Genomic DNA, 17698 nt, shown 5'->3' with positions numbered 1-17698 from the left:
CGCGCCCGGTAACACCGCGATTCAAGGATGAGCCTGCCCGCCTGCACGGCCTACCTGCCTGTATTCCTGTGCAGCCACGGTGATCTCCTGCTCTACCTGGTGCCCTCGCTGGCGACGGCTTTCCTGTTCTGGATGCTGTCCGGCGCGCACCCGGCCTTTTTTCTCCTCACCGCGCCGGGTACCCTGTGCCACGAGCTGGCGCATTTCGGCGTCGGCCTGCTGACGAATGCCGAGCCGACCAATATCAGCCTGTTCCCGCGCCGCAAGGGCAAGGTCTGGGAGCTCGGTTCCGTCACCTTTTCCAACCTGCGCTGGTATAACGCCGCCCCGGCCGCGCTGGCGCCGCTGCTGATTTTATTGTTGCCGCTGGCGGTCGCCGCCTGGCGCACCGGTCCCGGCTGGCGCTTCGCGCCGCTCGACCTGCTGCTGGCGGTGCTGCTGGCGCCGCAGTTCCTGTCCTTCTGGCCGTCCCCGGTCGATTGGCGTCTGGCCGCGCGTTCCTGGCCCTGGGTCCTTGTACTTGGCGTGGCCGGCGCTATATACCTCTGGCACGACGCATTGCTGCGCCTGGTACGAGGCTGATCACCCAGCCTTAAGGGAGCCTTAATATTGTCACGACGCCCCGCACAAGCCGGCTCGACGCGCGCCCGCGTTCCTGTAGAATGGGTTCGCGCGCTTTGGATACCTGCGGTATCGAGCGCAAGCAGTCAATCAAGTTCACGTTCGGAGAACGATTACATGAAGAAGCAGATGTTGATCCTTGCCCTGGCTGCCGCCTGCGCCGTCTCGACGCATGCCGTCACCGCCCAGCCGGAAAAAGTCGCGTCCACCCAGATGAAGCCGGTCGCCGCGCAGACGCAAGCCGCGCTGTGGGCCTCGCGCGTGCTGGGCCGCTACCACTACAAGGCGACCCCGCTCGACGACGCGATGTCGGAAAAGATCTTCGACAACTACTTCCAGACGCTCGACAGCGAAAAGCTCTACTTCACCCAGGCCGACATCGACCGCTTCGCGCCACTGCGCACCAAGCTCGACGACGCCATCAATAACGAAGACCTGACCCAGCCCTTCGCGATCTACAACCTCTACCAGCAGCGCTTTGGCGACCGCATGAACTATGCGCGCAGCCTGCTCAAGACCAAGCTCGACTTCACGGTCGACGAAACCCTGCAGCTCGACCGCGAAAAAGCCCCCTGGGCGAAGAACGAGGACGAGGTGCGCGACCTGTGGAGGAAGCGCGTCAAGAACGACTGGCTGCGCCTCAAATTGGCCGGCAAGGATGAAAAGGCGATCCGCGAGACGCTCGACAAGCGCTACGAGAACTACATCTCGCGCATGAAGAAGCTGAACAACGAAGACGTGTTCCAGATGTTCATGAACGCCTACGCCACCGCGATCGAGCCGCACACCAACTACCTCGGCCCGCGCTCGGCCGACAATTTCGACATCGCGATGCGCCTGTCGCTGGAAGGCATCGGCGCCGTGCTGCAGGCGCGCGACGACTACACGGTGATTCGCGAAATCGTGCCGGGCAGCCCGGCCGACAAATCCGGCAAGCTGAAGGTCGGCGACCGCATCGTCGGCGTGGCCCAGGGCAACGGCCCGTTTACCGACATCCTCGGCTGGCGCATCGACGACGTGGTGCAGCTGGTGCGCGGCGAGAAGGGTTCGACCGTGCGCCTGGACATCATCCCCGGCGACGCGGGCGTCGACGCCAAGCACGTGGCCGTCTCGATGGTGCGCAAGAAGATCAGCATGGAAGAGCAGGCGGCCAAGAAGTCGATCATCCAGGTCAAGGAAAACGGCATCGCCAAGCGCATCGGCATCATCTCGCTGCCGACCTTCTACCAGGACTTCGAAGCGCGCCGCAAGGGCGACAAGGACTTCAAGAGCGCCACCCGCGACGTCGCCCGCATCCTGGGCGAACTGAAGAAGGAAAAAGTCGACAACGTCCTGATCGACCTGCGCAACAACGGCGGCGGTTCGCTGGTGGAAGCCGTCGAACTGACCGGCCTGTTCATTGACAAGGGCCCGGTCGTGCAGCAGCGCACCGCCGAAGGCCGCGTCGAGGTCGAGAGCGATACCGCGCCCGGCCTGGCCTGGGATGGCCCGATGGGCGTCCTGATCAACCGCGGTTCGGCCTCGGCCTCGGAGATCTTCGCCGCCGCGATCCAGGACTACGGCCGCGGCCTCATCATCGGCGAACCGAGCTTCGGCAAGGGCACGGTGCAGACCCTGATCGACCTCGACCGCTTCTCGCAGTCGGATAAAACGCGTTATGGCGAACTCAAGATGACGATCGCCCAGTTCTTCCGCATCAACGGCGGCACCACCCAGCTGCGCGGCGTCACGCCCGACATCAAGCTGCCGGTGACGACCGATCCGGAAAGCTTCGGCGAATCCTCGTTCGACAACGCCTTGCCCTGGGTGTCGATCAAGCCGGCCAATTACGTGCCCTCGGGCGACCTGAAGGAACTCGTTGCCCCGCTGCAGAAGCGTCACGAAGCGCGCATCGCCAAGGACAAGGAATTCCAGGACCTGCGCGAAGACATCGCCGAAGTGATGAAGCTGCGTAAGGAAAACGCGATCTCGCTGAACGAAGCCGTGCGCCGCAAGGAGCGCGACGCCCAGGATGCGAAAGCCAAGATGCGCGAAGCACGCCTGGCGGCAGGCAAGGGCGCCACCACCCCGGACGAACCGGCGGCGGCGCCGGGCGGCAAGGAAGCACGCAGCAAGGTGCCGGAGCCGACCCGTCCCGCCAAGACCGTGATCGCATCGAGCAGCCGCCAGCGCGACGACGGCCTGCAGGCCGACGAACGCGCCCTGTCGGCCGAGATCGCCGCCGAGAAGGCAGCGAAGGACGCGAAGGACGTGCTGTTGCAGGAAGCGGCCCACATCCTGGCCGACGAGGCCGGCATGCTCAAGACCGACACGCGCATGGCCTCGCGCACGATGCCGTACATGGCGGCGCCGGGGCCGGCCAGCCCGGACGTGGTCAAGAAGTAAATCGCGGCAAAATAAGGTCGTCAAAGAAAGCTCCTGCGGGAGCTTTCTTTTTTTTGGGCGTCGATATGCACTGGTATCTGTACGAACCATGTATCGGATCGCATACGTACGACCGCGTGGGCGGAGCCCACCCTACGGAGTCCTGCCCGCCGGGTAATCGCATCCTCTTTTTTATTTGATAAGTCCGCCTTTTTTTCGGGTAGAATCTTTGGTGAACGATCGTGCTTTTTCACCCGGCGCGACGAATAACGAGGAGACCGAATTGGACCTGACTTACACGGACGACGACCTGGCATTTCGCGATGAAGTGCGGGCCTTCCTGGCGGAGGCCTTGCCTGCGGACCTGCAGCACAAGGTGCGCCATCACCTGCGCCTGAACAAGGAAGACAGCGTACGCTGGCACAAGATTTTGGCAAGCAAAGGATGGGTTGCACCCGGCTGGCCCGTCGAGTTCGGCGGTCCGGGCTGGACCCCGGTCCAGCGCCACATCTTCGACGAAGAATGCGCGCGCGCCGGCACGCCGCAGATCATGCCTTTCGGCGTCAACATGGTCGCCCCGGTCATCATGGCCTTCGGCAGCCCCGAACAGAAAGCCCATTACCTGCCGCGCATCCTGTCCTGCGAGGACTGGTGGTGCCAGGGTTATTCGGAACCGGGCGCCGGCTCGGATCTCGCCTCGCTGAAGACCACCGCAGTTCGCGACGGCGATCACTACATCGTCAATGGCCAGAAGACCTGGACCACGCTGGCCCAGCACGCCGACATGATCTTCTGCCTGGTGCGCACCGATACCGGCGTACGCAAGCAGGAGGGCATCTCGTTCCTCCTGATTAATATGCATAGCCCCGGCATCACGGTGCGCCCGATCATCATGCTCGACGAAGACCACGAAGTGAACGAAGTCTTCTTCGACAACGTGCGCGTTCCCGTGGCGAACCTGGTCGGGCAGGAAAACAAGGGCTGGACCTATGCCAAATACCTGCTCGGCCACGAGCGCACGGGCATCGCCGCCGTCGGCCGCAGCAAGCGCGAACTCGCCTTCCTGAAAACCCTGGCCGCGCGCGAACGGAAAAACGGCAGGCCGCTGATCGAAGACCCGCTGTTCAGTGCCAAACTGGCCAGCCTGGAAATCGAACTGATGGCGCTCGAGACGACGGTCCTGCGGGTATTGTCGCGCGCCGACAAGGGGCCGGGTCCGGAAGCTTCGGTGCTGAAGGTGCGCGGCACCGACATCCAGCAGCAGCTGTCCGAACTGATGGTCGAAGCCGTCGGCCCGATGGCGCTGCCTTTCGACCCGGCCTATCTCGAGGGCGAGCGCGAGCACAGCCTGGTGGACGATGATGACGCCGCGCCGCTGCTGTCGCACTACTTCAACTATCGCAAGACCTCCATCTACGGCGGCTCGAACGAGATCCAACGCAACATCATCACCCAGATGATCCTGGGCCTGTAAGGAGAAGGCATGGACTTCAATTTCAACCAGGAACAACTGCAATTCGCGGATGCACTGAAACGCTGGATCGGCCGCGATTACAGCTTCGAGACCCGCCGCGGCATCATCCATTCCGATACCGGCACCTCCGATACCGCCTGGGCCACGCTGGCCGAACTCGGCATGACGGCGCTGCCGGTGCCGGAAGAACACGGCGGCTTCAACGGCAACGCGGTCGACATGTTCGTCGTGATGCAGGAACTGGGCCGCGGCCTCGTGGTCGAGCCCTATTTTGCCACCGTGCTCGGCGCCGAATTCCTGCGCCTGGCCGGCGGACGCGGCGACCTGCTCGAGCAAGTCGCAACGGGCGAACTGAAACTGGCCTGCGCCCTGGGCGAGCGCCAGTCGCGCCACGACATGTTCGACATCGCCACCCGCGCCGACGCGAACGGCGACGGCTGGGTCCTGAACGGCGAAAAGAAAGTCGTCCTCCATGGCGGCCAGGCCGGGATGCTGGTTGTCTCCGCCCGTAGCAGCGGCGAGCAGCGCGGCCAGGACGGCGTCTCGCTGTTCGTGCTGCCTGCCGATACGGCCGGCATCACCGTGTCCGACTATCGCACCCTCGACGGCCAGCGCGCCGCCGACGTCCGCTTCGACAAGGTGCAGGTTCCGCGTGCGAACCTGCTGGGAGCAGAGGGGAGGGGCGCGGACATCTTCGACGCCGCCCTCGACTACGGCGCCGGCCTCCTGTGCGCGGAAGCGCTGGGTGCGATGGAAGCCATCTTCGAAGCGACGCTGGAATACCTGAAAACCCGCCAGCAGTTCGGCGCGCCGATCGGCAAGTTCCAGGCCCTGCAGCACCGCATGGCCGACATGTACATCCACCTGGAGCAGGCGCGCTCGATGGCGCTGCTGGCGGCCGTCAAGCTGGCCTCGCCCGATGCCGAGGGTGCAGCAACCGAGCGCCGCCGCGCCGTCTCCGCCGCCAAGTACCGCATCAACCAGGCCGCACGCTATGTCGGCCAGCAAGCCGTGCAGCTGCACGGCGGCATGGGCGTGACCGACGAACTGCCGGCCGCCCACTACTTCAAGCGCCTGGCGACGATCGAACTGACGCTGGGCGACAGCGATCACCACCTGGCGCGCTTCATCGCCCAGCCAGGTTTCATGGAAAGGACGGCCGCATGAAAAAGCAATGGTATTTCGATGACTTCGTGCCGGGCCAGGAAATCGAACTCGGCCAGCGTACCGTGACGGAAGAGGAAATCATCGCCTTCGCCACCCAGTTCGATCCGCAGCCGTTCCACATCGACAAGGAAGCCGCCGCCAAATCGATCTACGGCGGCGTGATCGCCAGCGGCTGGCACACCTGCGCGATGATGATGCGCATCGTCCTGGACGGCATGGGCTGCGAGGAAGCGAGCATGGGTTCGCCCGGCCTGGACGGCGTGCGCTGGCTGCAGCCGGTGCGCGCCGGCGACACCCTGCAGGTGCGCTATGTGACGAAGGAAGTCAAGCCCTCGAGCTCCAAGCCCGACCGCGGGGTCGTGAAGTCGACCTGGGTCGCGACCAACCAGAATGGCGAGCCCGTGTGCACGATCGACGGCATGGCGATGTTCCGCCGCCGTCCGCAAGGCGCAGGGCAATAAGCGCAGCAAACGCAGCAAGCTTGCGGCGGGCCATTCCGGCCAGGCGCCGGAATGGCCCGCCGCATCGAACGAGCCGAGGAGACACACCGATATGCACGAGCGTCACGTCGATTTCTGGCCGCGCGGTTTGCCGCGCCACCTGACCATCCCGCAAACGAACCTGTTTTATAACCTCGATGTCTCCAGCACGCGCTACCCGGGCAAACCGGCCGTGCTGTTCTACGATACGCCGCTCAGCTACGCGGAACTGAAGGACCAGGTCGAGCGCGTCGCCGGCTACCTCGAGCAGGAGTGCGGCGTGAAGGCGGGCGACCGCGTCCTGCTCTACATGCAGAACAGCCCGCAGTTCATCATCGCCTACTACGCCATCCTGCGCGCCAACGCCGTCGTGGTGCCGGTCAACCCGATGAACCTGACCGAGGAACTGCGCCACTACGTCAGCGACACCGGCGCGACCACCATCTTCGTGCCCCAGGATTTATACGCGCAGGCCGCGCCGCTGCGCGAGGAGGGCCTGCGCCACCTGCTGGTCGCGGCCTATTCCGACTACCTGACGACGCCGACCGATCTCGCCGTGCCCGAATTCGTCGCCGCCCCGCGCCGCGCCATCGAAGGCGAGGGCGTCGTCCTGTGGAGCGCCATGCTGGCGCGCGGCTGCCGTCCGGGGCCGCTCAGCGCCGGCCCGGACGACCTGTGCGCCATGCCCTATACCTCGGGCACCACCGGCCTGCCGAAAGGCTGCATGCACACCCACCGCAGCGTGATGTACAACGCGCTGGCCGGCCAGCAGTGGTTCGGGACGCAGCAGGACTCGATTGCGCTGAGCGTGCTGCCGTTGTTCCACGTGACCGGCATGCAGGGCGGCATGAACGGTCCGATTTTCCTCGGCAGCACCATCGTCCTGCTGGCGCGCTGGGACCGCGACATGGCCGCCGAATGCATCCGCCGCCACCGCGTGAACGCAGCCCAGCTGATTTCCACCATGGTGATCGACCTGCTCTCGAGTCCGCGTGTGATGGAGTACGACCTCTCCACCGTCAAGCGCCTCAGCGGCGGCGGCGCCGCCATGCCCGAAGCCATTGCCCGCAAGATGCACGAGCTGCTCGGCATCGACTACATCGAGGGCTATGGCATGTCGGAGACGATCGCCCCGACCCACATCAACCCGCCGGATCGCCCGAAGAAGCAATGCCTCGGCATCCCGATCCAGGACGTCGATGCGCGCGTGATCGATGCCGATACTTTCGCCACGCTGGCCGTCGGCGAGGTCGGCGAAATCGTCGTGCACGGGCCGCAAGTGATGCTGGGCTACTGGAACAACGAAGAGGCCAGCAGGGATGCCTTCATCGAGATCGACGGCAAGCGTTTTCTCCGCACCGGCGATATCGGCAAGGTCGACGAGGACGGCTATTTCTTCATGACCGACCGTCTCAAGCGCATGATCAATGCCTCGGGCTACAAGGTGTGGCCGGCGGAAGTGGAGGCGCTGATGTACCGCCATCCGGCGATCCGCGAGGTCTGCGTGGTGTCGGGCGTGGACGCGCGCCGCGGCGAGACGGTGAAGGCGGTCGTGGTGCTGAAGGACGGCTTTCACGGTCGGGTCAGCGAACAGGACATCGTCGACTGGTCGCATGCGAACATGGCGGCGTACAAAAGTCCGCGCATCGTCGAGTTCCGCGAGGCCCTGCCGAAGTCGGGGACGGGGAAGGTGCAGTGGCGGAGCTTGCAGGACAAGCGCTGAGCGCCCCACTGGCCGGAGCCCGTCACGCGTTTCCGGGTTGTCCGGCCTGTTTCACCACCGAATTATTTGTTAAATGATATGCCGGAATACTTTACACTTCCTCAGGGAAACACGTAACGATTGAGCGCAAGTCATTGATTTTTATGAGTTGCGAAAAATTGGCATGGCGCTTGCTTGTTTACATTTGTGTATGTGCACAACCAACTCAAGCAAGGAATGCCGATCTATGAAACTCCTCAAAACACTGGGCGCCGCTGCCGCCATGACGATGACCATGGCCGGGGCCGCACATGCGGAAACCGTCCTGAACAATTGGGTGTTTAATCCGACTGGTGGCGGCTTTGCGTCCGGCCAGACGGTCAACGAGTACCTGGACGTGAATGGCAATTCGTTCATCCAGATCAATCCGACGGGCGCGAGCAGCTTCTCGTTTGCCGAGCACAGCGTGTTCAACATCGTGCAGGCCGACAGCAACAGCCAGCTGTTCCCGATCAACTACCCGGGCGGCAACATCACCGCGACCTTTGAAGCGACCGGCACCGGCAGCTTCGGCGGCGCCTTCTCGTTCACCGGCGGTACCATCCGCATGTTCCAGAACCCGACCAACCAGTACGGCACCGCAGCCGGTATCTATGGCGCCAACCTCGGCAACCAGATCGCCGAGTTCAGTGTGCTGGCAGGCGGCGGCGGCCGGGTCGATGCGAGCGGCTCGCCAACCAATAACGGCCAGATCACCGTGCTGGCGTCGGCAGCCCAAGGGAGCCTGGATGCAGGCTACTTCTTCCGCGAAAATGGCACCGACCTGTCGACGGAATCGATCCTGGCCTTTGCCTTCACCAACGCCAATACGGTCGGCGATCCGACCGATCTCCTGGTCGACGAAGTGGCTTGCCAGTACGCCAATTTCAGCGGGAATGGTTGCAATGGCCAGGGATATGCGAATACGCCAGGCTATTTCTTCGTTAGCAATAATGGCCAACTGAAGCTGGGTGAGAACGGCCTGCCGCCGGTCGACGTGCCAGAGCCGGGTTCGCTGGCCCTGTTCGGCATCGCCCTGCTGGGCGCCGGCGCCGTCATGCGCAAGCGCAACACGAAGGCTTGATCGTCTTTCGATGATTGCAAGGAAGGGGTGAGGCCCTGTCCGACTTCCGGACACGGCCTCCCCAGTCACATTACTTCTTTGGCTTGGTGACTTGTTGCTGCGCCGCTGCGTTGTTTTGCGCAGTTGCGTTGTTCTGCGCTGCCGCCGCCGCCGCAGCCTGCTTTTCCTTCTTCTTTTCAGCATGGTGCCCGATCACGCAACCGATCGCCGCGCCGGCAACCCCATGCTTTCCGGCGACATGACCGACCACGCCCCCCGCCAGTGCTCCCTTGCCGCAGCCGGCATTGGCCGTACCGGCCGCCATTACCAATGCTGCCGATACGATGGCAAGTGTAAGTTTCGTGCGCATGACTGCTCTCCCTGTGTAAGTTGATGGTCCACAGTAAGCGTTCCAGCGGGGGCCAACTGTTCGCGTCCTAACATACCAGGCCCTACAAGGTCAGGAACATCGCCACCACGGCCACCAGCATGATCGCGATGCCGCACCAGCCGAGCAGCGTGTGGCGCGTGCTGAGCGTGTACTTGCCCATGATCTTGCGGTTATGGGCCAGCATCATCATGACGACCATGATCGGCACGGCGATGACGCCGTTGATCTGGGCCGACAGCACCAGGGCGGCGATCGGGTCGATCGGGGCGAAATCGAGCAGGACGCCGCCCAGGGTCGCCAGCGCGATGATGGCGTAGAACTCGCGCGCCTCGACCACTTTCAGGTCCATGCCGTTACGCCAGCGGAAGCTCTCGGTGACCGCGTAGGCGGCCGATCCGGCCAGCACCGGCACCGCCAGCATGCCGGTGCCGATGATCCCCAGCGCAAACGCGAGAAAGGCGAATTCGCCGGCCACCGGACGCAGCGCTTCGGCCGCCTGGCTCGAGGAGGTGATGTCCGTGATGCCGTGCGCGCCCAGGGTCACCGCGGTCGTCAGGACGATGAAGAAGGCGACCAGGTTCGAAAAGCCCATGCCGATGAAGGTGTCGGCCTTGATGCGCCTGAGCTGGGCGACGGCGTCGTGCGGGCGGGTGCGCAGCGCGCGTGTGTGCGGCGCATTGCGAATCTCCTCGACTTCCTGCGAGGCCTGCCAGAAGAACAGGTAGGGACTGATCGTGGTGCCGAATACGGCGACGACCAGTGCGACCGATTCCTTGGTGAACGTGAAATGTGGCCAGACGGTGCGCGCGAGCACCTCGGTCCAGGGCATGTGCACGGCAAAAGCGGTGGCGACATACGACAGCAGGCCGAGGGTCAGCCATTTCAGGTAGCGCACATAGCTGGCATAGGGCAGGAATACCTGCAGCGACAGGCACAGCAGGCCGAAGGCGAGGGCGTACAGATGGCCGGAGCCGGTGCCGGTCAGCAGGCGCACCGCTTCGCCCATGGCGGCGATGTCGGCCGCGATGTTGATCACGTTGGCCACCAGCAGCAGCGCGACGATGATGTACAGCAGCCACGGCGAATACGCGCGCCGGATGTTGGCGGCCAGTCCGCGCCCGGTGACACGGCCGATGCGCGCCGAGACCAGCTGGATCCCGACCATGAAGGGATAGGTGAGCACCAGCGTCCACAGGGTATTGAAGCCGAACTGGGCGCCGGCCTGCGAATAGGTGGCGATGCCGGATGGGTCGTCGTCGGCGGCGCCGGTAATGAGGCCCGGGCCCAGCGATTTCAGGGTGGCGTTGTCGGTGAGACGGCGGAAAAATTTCAGCGGCATGATCGGCCTGCGCAGGTATGCACCGGCGCGACCGCAAGGATCAGGGCGCCGGCAGGAATTGGTAAAGAGAGGGACTGTTCATGGTCGGCGCGCAGTGTAGCATGGCTGAATTGGCAAAAGCGTATCCGGTCGGTAACAATATGCCGCGATAAGATTGGCTTAAGTTAGCAGGAGCAGGGGTCGGCGCTATATGAGCCAGCGTCCGCATGCCTGCCGACGAGCTAGCGCCTGAGCCTGGACGAGGGCGAGCGCAATACGCGCCGTGCCACGCCGGCATCGACCCGCATCAGGCGCATGAAGATCCTGGCCACGTTCGTCCCGAAGACCTGCCGGACAACCTGCGCCCGGTAGACCAGCCTCGACATCGTTTGATTGCAGCGCACGTAGCGCTGCTCGGCGCCCTCGTTCATGTCATCCGGCACGACACTGCCCCGCTTCGGAACCGACGGCGTGATGAGGGTCGCTTTCATGCGGATGGACCGAGGCGGGCACTGTAGGGAAGGGCGGGAAGGTCATCATCGGCGTCGTGAACGGATTGGGCAATCCTTTCATTACAGACGAAAAGCCTGGCCCCAACCAGCCTGTCCATGTAAGAAACGTTACAAAATGTCTCAGGGATCGTACGGATCCGATGGACCTCGCGGCGTCCACCGGGTTTTGATGCGGGCGGCGGGGCCGAAGCGGTCGGACAGCGCGAGCAGGCCCTTTGCCAGGGACAGGACGATCAGGATGCCGACGATATCGCCGACGATCATCGCCGTCAGCGCGAGCCAGTCCACCAGCCCTGTCTGAACCCACAGGAGTGCGTGGTGAAAGACGGGACTCATGAGCCCGCACAGCACCCCCGTGAACAGCAGTCGCTGGACGGTCAGCCCGCCAAGACGCGGCTGCAAGTCGAACCAGTGTTTGGCGAACAGGTAGGCAAGATAAGGGCCGCCCGCACCCGCCATGGCGCCGCTCAATGCACGAAAGGCATCCGGGAACACGAAGTGATGGAAGTTGAGGTAGAAACTGGCCAGCAGCAAGCCGACAAAGCCGGCGAACCCGAACAGCAGCGTGGCCAGCAGGCGGATCCCGGCGGGAATGAATACCCAGTTGATCCCATTGCTCTGTTCGAACTGAATGAACAGGAGCTCGTTGACCCAGTTAAACGCAAGGAATACGAGCGTCGTGATGGCGACGTAGCCGACTTGCTTTATTGCTCTTTCTTTCGTGCTGGCCATTACCGATTGAATCCTTGTTGCATTGCCATATGGTAACGTTATTGTAACCTCAATGCTGACGCATCCGCAGCCGGCGACCCTGCCCGGCGCCCGCGCGTGTGTGGCGCCATTGCCGCAGGTGGCTCGATACAATCGGACAGCCGCCACAGAAGAGGCCGGCTCATGCCAATTTTAGAAAAGAGAAACAAGATGAACACACCCAGCCTGCTTCCTTCCGCCCTGATCGGGGCCGTCGCCAGCGCGCGCTCGATGACGCCGATGGCCACCATCGCCGCGGCCCGCCTGGCCCACCGCGATACACCGGGCGAACTGTTCCTCCTCGACCGGCCCCTGTTCAAGTACGGCGCGCTGGCCATGGGCGCCGGCGAACTGGCAGGCGACAAGATGAAATCCGCGCCCGACCGTACCGTCTTCCTGGGCCTGCTGGCGCGCGTGGCGAGCGCCGCGATTGCCGGCGCCGCCCTGGCACCGAAAGGCCGCGAGAAGGCGGGCGCGGCGGTCGCAGTCGCCACGGCTGTCCCGCTCGCCTACCTGACGCTTGCGGGCCGCAAACGGGCCATGGCGCGCATCGGCCAGACCCGCAGCGGACTGATCGAAGACGCGCTGGTCCTTGCGGCGGGGGCAGCAGTCGTGGCGCTGTCGACCAAGCGCTAGGCGGCGCAAAGGGGCAGGCCGCGGGGCCTGGTCCCGGGCTTCGACTACAATCGTCGCAGTCGGCCTGCATCGGCCCCGCCTTTCGTCTTTTCCTTTGGCTTTTCTCTATGACGCGCCGCCCCTGGTACTTCGGCTGGAACATCGTTGCCGCCGCCACCGTATTGACCACGCTCACCGTCGGCATGCGCCTCGGGATCGGGCCCTTCTTCCTGCCCATGGGCCAGGACCTCGGCTTCAGCCGCAGCCTGCTGGCCTCGATCATCGCCATCGGCATGCTGTGCTACGGGCTGGCCATGCCGCTCGCCGGCTACCTGGTCGCGCGCCGCGGCACCCGCTTCGTGCTCCTGCTGGGCACGGCGATCGTCGTCCTTTCCGTGATCTGGACGGTGAACGCGCGCACGCCGCTCTCCTTCCTGCTGGCCTTCGGCGTGTCGATGTCGGTCGGTCTCGGCTTCACCAGCCCGGTGGCGCTCACGCCGGTCATCAGCCGCTGGTTCACGCGCCAGCGCGGCATGGCGCTGTTCTTCCTGTCCACGGGTTCGATGGCGGGGATGGCGGTACTGACGCCGGCGCTGACCCTGTCCATCGGCTCCATCGGCTGGCAGTCGACCTTGCTGGCCTTTGCCGCCATCTTTACCGTGGTCACCGTGCCGGCGGCGCTGTTCGTCATGCGCGACCATGCGCCCCCTGGCACCGACCTGCTGCCCGAACAGGCCGGCGCGCAGGCGGCGGCGCCCAGGGCGGCGCCGGCGAGCCTGTCCTTCGGCGCCGCCATCCGGACCTCGCCCTTCTGGAAGATCGTGGCCGGCCTGTTCGCCTGCGGCTTCAGCATGAACCTGCTCGGCACACACGGCGTGCCGATGCTGATGGACCACGGCTTCGATGCGATGACGAGTTCTTACGGCATCGGCCTGATCGGGCTGGTCGCCATTCTCGGCACGCTGGTGTTAGGCCGGCTGTCCGATCGGCTCCCCCGCAGGAACATCCTCGGCGTGATCTATCTGGTGCGTGGCCTCGGCTTTTTCGCGCTGCTCGCGGTCGGCACGCATTGGGAACTGTACATCGCCGCCACGATCGGCGGCATGGTCTGGGCCGGCAGCATCGCCACCTCGTCGGCGATGCTGGCCGATATCTACGGCGTGCGCCTGGTCGGCGTCATGTACGGCACCGCCTACCTCGGGCACCAGGTCGGCGCCATGCTCAGCTCCTGGTTCGGCGGCTGGGGCTACGAGCACTTCGGCAGCCACTTGCCGGCCTTCGGCAGCGCGGGCGTGCTGCTGCTGGCCGCGTCCTTCGTGTCGCTGCGGCTGCCGTTGCGGGGAGGGACCCCGTTCGTTCCCATCACGGCAAGCGCAAGTCCAGACTGAGCCTGCTGAGGAGGAGGTAGGTGACGAGCCCCAGTGCCAGCAGCGACAGCACGAAGATTGCGGCCACCTTGCCGGCCGCGCGCAGCACCGCGCGCTTTTCCTGCTCCTTGTCCTTCTGCTTCTCCCCCTGATCGTAATGCCACTTGATGGCGAAGAACATGCCCGTGCCTAATACGAGAACCTTGAACGTAACGGCAACGATAGGGAACCAATCCATGATGTCGAGTATTTCCCGGCTAAGTGCCGAATACGGATGAGAGGGGAAAAAACGTCAGCGCCTGCCATGCGAGGATGGTTTTACTGCACGTTCTGAGGCATTCTACTCAAAAGCAAAATCCATACATTGAGACAAAATGTCCCAGTTGAAAACCATACAAGACGAAGATTCGCCACCCTGGCTGCCGCGGCTGGCCGTGCATGGCGGGCCACGTTTCTTGCAGATTGCGGATGCCTTGCAGGCGGCGGTGGCAGAGGGAGTGCTGAAGCCGGGTGACCGCCTGCCAACGCAACGCCTGCTGGCAGCACGGCTGGACGTCGACCTGACGACGATCACGCGCGCTTACGACGAAGCCAGGCGCCGCAACTTGCTGGAGGGCCGCGGCGCCCGAGGTACTTATGTCGCGGCGCCGAAAGCCGAATTGAGCCCGGTCCTCGACCTGAGCATGAATACCCCGCCGCCGCCGGATGGCGTGGACTTCGACGACCTGTTGAAACAGGGTTTGTCCCAAGTACTGATGAGGTCTGATAATGCATCGCTGATGACTTACCACCTGGGCGGGGGAAGCGACTCCGACCGTCAGGCCGGCGCGAAATGGCTCGAGCCGATGTTCGGACACCTGGATCCCGGGCAGCTGGTTGTCTGTCCGGGTGCGCAAGCGGCGATCGCCGCATTGATCCTTGCGCTGACGCAGCCTGGCGATGTGATCCTGGCAGAGCCGGCGGCTTATCCCGGCTTGCGTGCCGCCGCGACCCAGTTCGGCCGGCGGATCATTGCAGTGGAAGCCGACCGGCACGGGATGATGCCAGGGATGCTCGAGGCAGCGTGCCGCCGGCACAAGCCCGGGCTGGTCTACCTCAATCCGACCTTGCAGAACCCGACCGCCGTCACCATGCCGGAACGCCGGCGCAGGGAGCTCGCCGGCATCGCGCAGCGCTGCAAGGTACGCATCGTCGAGGACGATCCCTACTGGCTCCTTGCCGATGCACCGCCACCGCCCGTTGCCAGGTTTGCCCCGGAACAGGTGGTCTACATCTCGACCCTGTCGAAATGCCTGACGCCCGGCTTGCGGGTCGCCTTCGTGCTCGTGCGCGACCCGCACGAACGCGAACGCTTCCTGGCCGCACTCAGGTCATTTGCGCTGATGGCCGCTCCGCTGACGGCCGCACTGGCCACCCAGTGGATCCTCGACGGTTCGGCTGACGGATTATTGGCAGGCGTGCGCAAGGAAGCGCGCCTGCGCCACCGGATGGCGCGGGATATCCTGGCGGGGCGGTACAGCGGCCCTGGCGACGGCCTGCACATATGGCTCGAGTTGCCGGCGTACTGGAACTCCGCGCAGCTTGCGCGTGCAGCCGCCAGCGACGGCATCGCAGTCACGCCGGCGGAGGCCTTCGCAACGGGCAGCGGATCGGTGAATGCAATCCGGATCTCGTTGGGGAGCATCAAGGACCGTGGACGCCTGCAGGCGGGACTTCAACGGCTGTCGCATCTGCTTGCGAGTCGGCCCGAGCCGTTCAGCGCAGCCGTGGTTTAACTGTCCAGAAAATATTGCGCTTCGTTCGGGAGTTTCGGTTATCGCTCCGCTGCCCTTGCAAGTCGCTCCGCAGCGACTATTGTGAAATGGACGGCAGCCTCGGCGCTGGCGTCGAAGGGTGGACAAGGTGGACATTTTTTCGGCGGTTGAACGGAAGAACCTGCGCGAGCTGAAGCGGATACTGAAAAGCGATCCGCTTGCCGCCCGCAGGACCGATTGTTGGGGACGCACGGCATTGATGCTGTCGTGTATCGAGGGGGAGGAGGCCTTCGTGCGGCTGCTGCTTCCATGCAGCGACGCGATGGCCGCCGACAGGGATGGCGAGACGGCGCTGATGCTGGCATCCTTCGGACACCCCGGTTGTGTCGAACTGCTGTTGCCGGTGAGTGAACCCATGGCCCGCGACGGGGACGGCTGGACTGCCCTGATGTGGGCGGCCTCGAGCGGTAGCGAGCGCTGCGTGGCCTTGTTGCTGCCCCACAGCGACGCAAACGCAGCCACGGAGTCCGGGCTCACCGCGCTCGACATCGCCCGGACTTACGACCAGCAGGCCCGGGCCCAGCAAATCCGGCGGCATATGGTGGAGACAGGCGACACCGGGGCGCTGGACGCCGTTGCCGTTGCCGCTGCAGCGAGCGGCTCCCCCGGATCCGCGGCGCCAGTCTAGCCCTGGCGCCCGCTCACCTTGACGCTGTCGATCGGCAGGGCGATCTGCAGTTGCTGGAGCAGCTGCCCCATGCCTGCAGCGATGCGGTAGCCACTGAGCAGCAGCGCGTATTGTCCCGTCATGTAGGCGATCCGGGCATTGAAATACTCGTTTTCCGCATTCAGCAGGTCCAGCAAGGTCCGCTGTCCGATACTGAACTGGCGCGCGTACGATTCGCGCGTGGCCGCGCCGGCGCTGACGTACTGGTTCAGCAGGTCCAGCCGTTCACGGGCGGTGCGGTTGGCGTTGTAGGCCTGCTGCACGTCTTCCTCGATGCGGCGCCGGGTCTGGTCCAGGATGTTGCGCGCTTCCTCGATCTGGAAACCGGCTTCGCGGATGCGCGCGAGGTCGGCGCCGCCGCGCGAAAAATTATAGCGAAGACGCAGCATGATGCTCAGGTCGCTCGTCGAGCCGCGTACGATGTCGTCCGCGCGCCGCTTTGCCAGCTCGAGGTCGACGCGTGGCGACAGGGCCGACCTGGCGCCCGATTGCAGGGCGGTGGCGAACGCGACGTCGGCTTCGGCGGATTTCACCGACGGGTGGCCGGCCAGGGCCGCGTCGACCGCCAGCGTCTCGCTTGCCGGGAGCTGCCTGTCGAGCGGCTCGGGCGCGCGCAGCGCAGCGGGTGCGGCACCGACCAGGCGGCGATAGCCAAGTTCGGCATCGCGCAGGCTGCTTTGTTCCTGGCGCAGGTTCGCTTTCGCCAAGGCCAGGCGGCTCTCCGCCTGGTCGAGGTCGGCCCTGCGGCCGACGCCTCCTTCGCTGAGCAACTTGATTTGCTGGTAGATGCGCTGGTGGGCATCGAGGTTGTCGACGGCGGCAGCAACGGTTTCCTGGCGCCGCAGCACTTCCAGGTACACGGCCACGGTGCGCAGGGCGAGCTCGTCGGCGATCGCCGCGACGCCATAGGCCGACGACTCGACCCGCGCGGTCTGGCCGGCCACCTGGCTGCGTGTTGCCAGGCCGTCGAACAGCATTTGCGACAGCGTCACGGTGGCGTCGCGCTGGCGGAAGCCCGCATCGCTCAAGTCGCGCAGCCGCGTGTCCGGCGTATCGAGGTGTTCGCGCCCCGTGCCCACATTCAGGTCGATGCGCGGAAAATAGTTCGCGCGCGCCTGCTTGACTCCTTCATCGGCCGCATAGCGGCGGCTTGCCGCGGCCAGCACTTCGGGATTCGTGTGAACAGCCTGGGCAACGGCGTCGCGCAGCGTCTCGGCCCCCGCACAGGAGGATGCAGCGAGCCCGCATGCGAGCGCGAGCGTTGGCAAGACGGTGCGTCGTTTCATGTCGCTCCAGAGGGTCGTCCTTGTTTGTCTTCGATTGATGCCAAGAAAATAATACACAGGATGGAAGGC

The 17698-nt window shown here is 64.6% G+C and carries 17 protein-coding genes; 11 read left to right on the top strand and 6 right to left on the bottom strand.

Features of this window, described 5'->3' with window-relative positions; translation table 11 throughout:
- Positions 1-27: 27 nt before the first annotated feature.
- From LPB04_RS19770 to pepA, 7 genes are all read left to right on the top strand, one after another.
- Positions 28-582: a hypothetical protein gene (locus LPB04_RS19770; RefSeq protein ID WP_193686180.1), complete on the top strand. Its 555-nt coding sequence runs from the start codon at positions 28-30 to the stop codon at positions 580-582.
- Positions 583-738: 156 nt separating this feature from the next.
- On the top strand, positions 739-3006 hold the full coding sequence (locus tag LPB04_RS19765) for a carboxy terminal-processing peptidase (protein WP_193686179.1): 2268 nt from the start codon (positions 739-741) through the stop codon (positions 3004-3006).
- A 262-nt stretch (positions 3007-3268) separates the two neighbouring features.
- Entirely contained in the window at positions 3269-4459 is a 1191-nt protein-coding gene (locus LPB04_RS19760; protein ID WP_193686178.1) for an acyl-CoA dehydrogenase family protein, read from the top strand.
- A gap of 9 nt (positions 4460-4468) precedes the next feature.
- Complete coding sequence (locus LPB04_RS19755) at positions 4469-5626, top strand: acyl-CoA dehydrogenase family protein (RefSeq protein WP_193686177.1); 1158 nt, start codon at positions 4469-4471, stop codon at positions 5624-5626.
- A complete protein-coding gene (locus LPB04_RS19750) occupies positions 5623-6087 on the top strand; it encodes a MaoC family dehydratase (protein ID WP_193686176.1) in 465 nt (154 codons plus the stop codon). Before LPB04_RS19755 ends, LPB04_RS19750 begins: the two co-directional genes overlap by 4 nt.
- A gap of 91 nt (positions 6088-6178) precedes the next feature.
- Positions 6179-7828, top strand: a complete 1650-nt coding sequence (locus LPB04_RS19745; protein WP_193686175.1) for a long-chain fatty acid--CoA ligase — start codon at positions 6179-6181, stop codon at positions 7826-7828.
- A gap of 226 nt (positions 7829-8054) precedes the next feature.
- Positions 8055-8930 (top strand): flocculation-associated PEP-CTERM protein PepA, encoded by an 876-nt coding sequence (gene pepA, locus LPB04_RS19740; protein ID WP_193686174.1) that lies wholly within the window; start codon positions 8055-8057, stop codon positions 8928-8930.
- Positions 8931-9000: 70 nt separating this feature from the next.
- Here the strand turns inward: pepA and LPB04_RS19735 are convergent, their stop codons facing one another.
- The 4 genes from LPB04_RS19735 to LPB04_RS19720 form a co-directional block, all read right to left on the bottom strand.
- Positions 9001-9234 carry a hypothetical protein gene (locus tag LPB04_RS19735; RefSeq protein ID WP_407943907.1) on the bottom strand — a complete coding sequence of 78 codons (234 nt, stop codon included), beginning with the start codon at positions 9232-9234 and terminating at the stop codon, positions 9001-9003.
- A 127-nt stretch (positions 9235-9361) separates the two neighbouring features.
- The gene (locus LPB04_RS19730) at positions 9362-10639 is read right to left on the bottom strand and encodes an NRAMP family divalent metal transporter (RefSeq protein ID WP_193686172.1); all 1278 of its coding nucleotides are present in this window, start codon (positions 10637-10639) and stop codon (positions 9362-9364) included.
- Positions 10640-10860: 221 nt separating this feature from the next.
- The gene (locus LPB04_RS19725; RefSeq protein ID WP_193686171.1) at positions 10861-11109 is read right to left on the bottom strand and encodes a hypothetical protein; all 249 of its coding nucleotides are present in this window, start codon (positions 11107-11109) and stop codon (positions 10861-10863) included.
- Positions 11110-11250: 141 nt separating this feature from the next.
- A complete protein-coding gene (locus tag LPB04_RS19720; RefSeq protein WP_193686170.1) occupies positions 11251-11862 on the bottom strand; it encodes a hypothetical protein in 612 nt (203 codons plus the stop codon).
- A gap of 189 nt (positions 11863-12051) precedes the next feature.
- Between LPB04_RS19720 and LPB04_RS19715 the strand changes: the two genes are divergently transcribed.
- On the top strand, positions 12052-12516 hold the full coding sequence (locus tag LPB04_RS19715; RefSeq protein ID WP_193686169.1) for a hypothetical protein: 465 nt from the start codon (positions 12052-12054) through the stop codon (positions 12514-12516).
- 107 nt (positions 12517-12623) lie between these two features.
- On the top strand, positions 12624-13883 hold the full coding sequence (locus tag LPB04_RS19710) for an MFS transporter (RefSeq protein WP_193686168.1): 1260 nt from the start codon (positions 12624-12626) through the stop codon (positions 13881-13883).
- On the opposite strand, the gene LPB04_RS19705 is transcribed toward LPB04_RS19710, so the two are convergent.
- The gene (locus LPB04_RS19705; protein WP_193686167.1) at positions 13858-14100 is read right to left on the bottom strand and encodes a hypothetical protein; all 243 of its coding nucleotides are present in this window, start codon (positions 14098-14100) and stop codon (positions 13858-13860) included. The genes LPB04_RS19710 and LPB04_RS19705 overlap by 26 nt on opposite strands.
- A gap of 136 nt (positions 14101-14236) precedes the next feature.
- Here LPB04_RS19705 and LPB04_RS19700 point away from each other — a divergent pair, with 136 nt between their 5' ends.
- Complete coding sequence (locus LPB04_RS19700) at positions 14237-15637, top strand: aminotransferase-like domain-containing protein (protein ID WP_193686166.1); 1401 nt, start codon at positions 14237-14239, stop codon at positions 15635-15637.
- Between the two features lie 118 nt (positions 15638-15755).
- Entirely contained in the window at positions 15756-16304 is a 549-nt protein-coding gene (locus LPB04_RS19695) for an ankyrin repeat domain-containing protein (protein ID WP_193686165.1), read from the top strand.
- Here the strand turns inward: LPB04_RS19695 and LPB04_RS19690 are convergent.
- Positions 16301-17629, bottom strand: coding sequence for a TolC family outer membrane protein (locus LPB04_RS19690; RefSeq protein ID WP_193686164.1), 1329 nt, complete (start codon positions 17627-17629; stop codon positions 16301-16303). The genes LPB04_RS19695 and LPB04_RS19690 overlap by 4 nt on opposite strands.
- Positions 17630-17698: the final 69 nt, after the last annotated feature.

Source organism: Massilia litorea (assembly GCF_015101885.1).
Lineage (GTDB): Bacteria > Pseudomonadota > Gammaproteobacteria > Burkholderiales > Burkholderiaceae_D > Telluria > Telluria litorea.
This window is presented reverse-complemented; position numbering and strand designations above follow the sequence as displayed.

What these genes read in the sequence shown, in the direction of transcription:
- LPB04_RS19770 (WP_193686180.1), top strand. Translation starts at nt 28, where the DNA reads ATGAGCCTGCCCGCCTGCACGGCCTACCTGCCTGTATTCCTGTGCAGC.
- LPB04_RS19765 (WP_193686179.1), top strand. Translation starts at nt 739, where the DNA reads ATGAAGAAGCAGATGTTGATCCTTGCCCTGGCTGCCGCCTGCGCCGTC.
- LPB04_RS19755 (WP_193686177.1), top strand. Translation starts at nt 4,469, where the DNA reads ATGGACTTCAATTTCAACCAGGAACAACTGCAATTCGCGGATGCACTG.
- LPB04_RS19750 (WP_193686176.1), top strand. Translation starts at nt 5,623, where the DNA reads ATGAAAAAGCAATGGTATTTCGATGACTTCGTGCCGGGCCAGGAAATC.
- LPB04_RS19745 (WP_193686175.1), top strand. Translation starts at nt 6,179, where the DNA reads ATGCACGAGCGTCACGTCGATTTCTGGCCGCGCGGTTTGCCGCGCCAC.
- pepA (WP_193686174.1), top strand. Translation starts at nt 8,055, where the DNA reads ATGAAACTCCTCAAAACACTGGGCGCCGCTGCCGCCATGACGATGACC.
- LPB04_RS19735 (WP_407943907.1), bottom strand. Translation starts at nt 9,234, where the DNA reads ATGGCGGCCGGTACGGCCAATGCCGGCTGCGGCAAGGGAGCACTGGCG.
- LPB04_RS19730 (WP_193686172.1), bottom strand. Translation starts at nt 10,639, where the DNA reads ATGCCGCTGAAATTTTTCCGCCGTCTCACCGACAACGCCACCCTGAAA.
- LPB04_RS19725 (WP_193686171.1), bottom strand. Translation starts at nt 11,109, where the DNA reads ATGAAAGCGACCCTCATCACGCCGTCGGTTCCGAAGCGGGGCAGTGTC.
- LPB04_RS19720 (WP_193686170.1), bottom strand. Translation starts at nt 11,862, where the DNA reads ATGGCCAGCACGAAAGAAAGAGCAATAAAGCAAGTCGGCTACGTCGCC.
- LPB04_RS19715 (WP_193686169.1), top strand. Translation starts at nt 12,052, where the DNA reads ATGAACACACCCAGCCTGCTTCCTTCCGCCCTGATCGGGGCCGTCGCC.
- LPB04_RS19710 (WP_193686168.1), top strand. Translation starts at nt 12,624, where the DNA reads ATGACGCGCCGCCCCTGGTACTTCGGCTGGAACATCGTTGCCGCCGCC.
- LPB04_RS19705 (WP_193686167.1), bottom strand. Translation starts at nt 14,100, where the DNA reads ATGGATTGGTTCCCTATCGTTGCCGTTACGTTCAAGGTTCTCGTATTA.
- LPB04_RS19700 (WP_193686166.1), top strand. Translation starts at nt 14,237, where the DNA reads ATGTCCCAGTTGAAAACCATACAAGACGAAGATTCGCCACCCTGGCTG.
- LPB04_RS19690 (WP_193686164.1), bottom strand. Translation starts at nt 17,629, where the DNA reads ATGAAACGACGCACCGTCTTGCCAACGCTCGCGCTCGCATGCGGGCTC.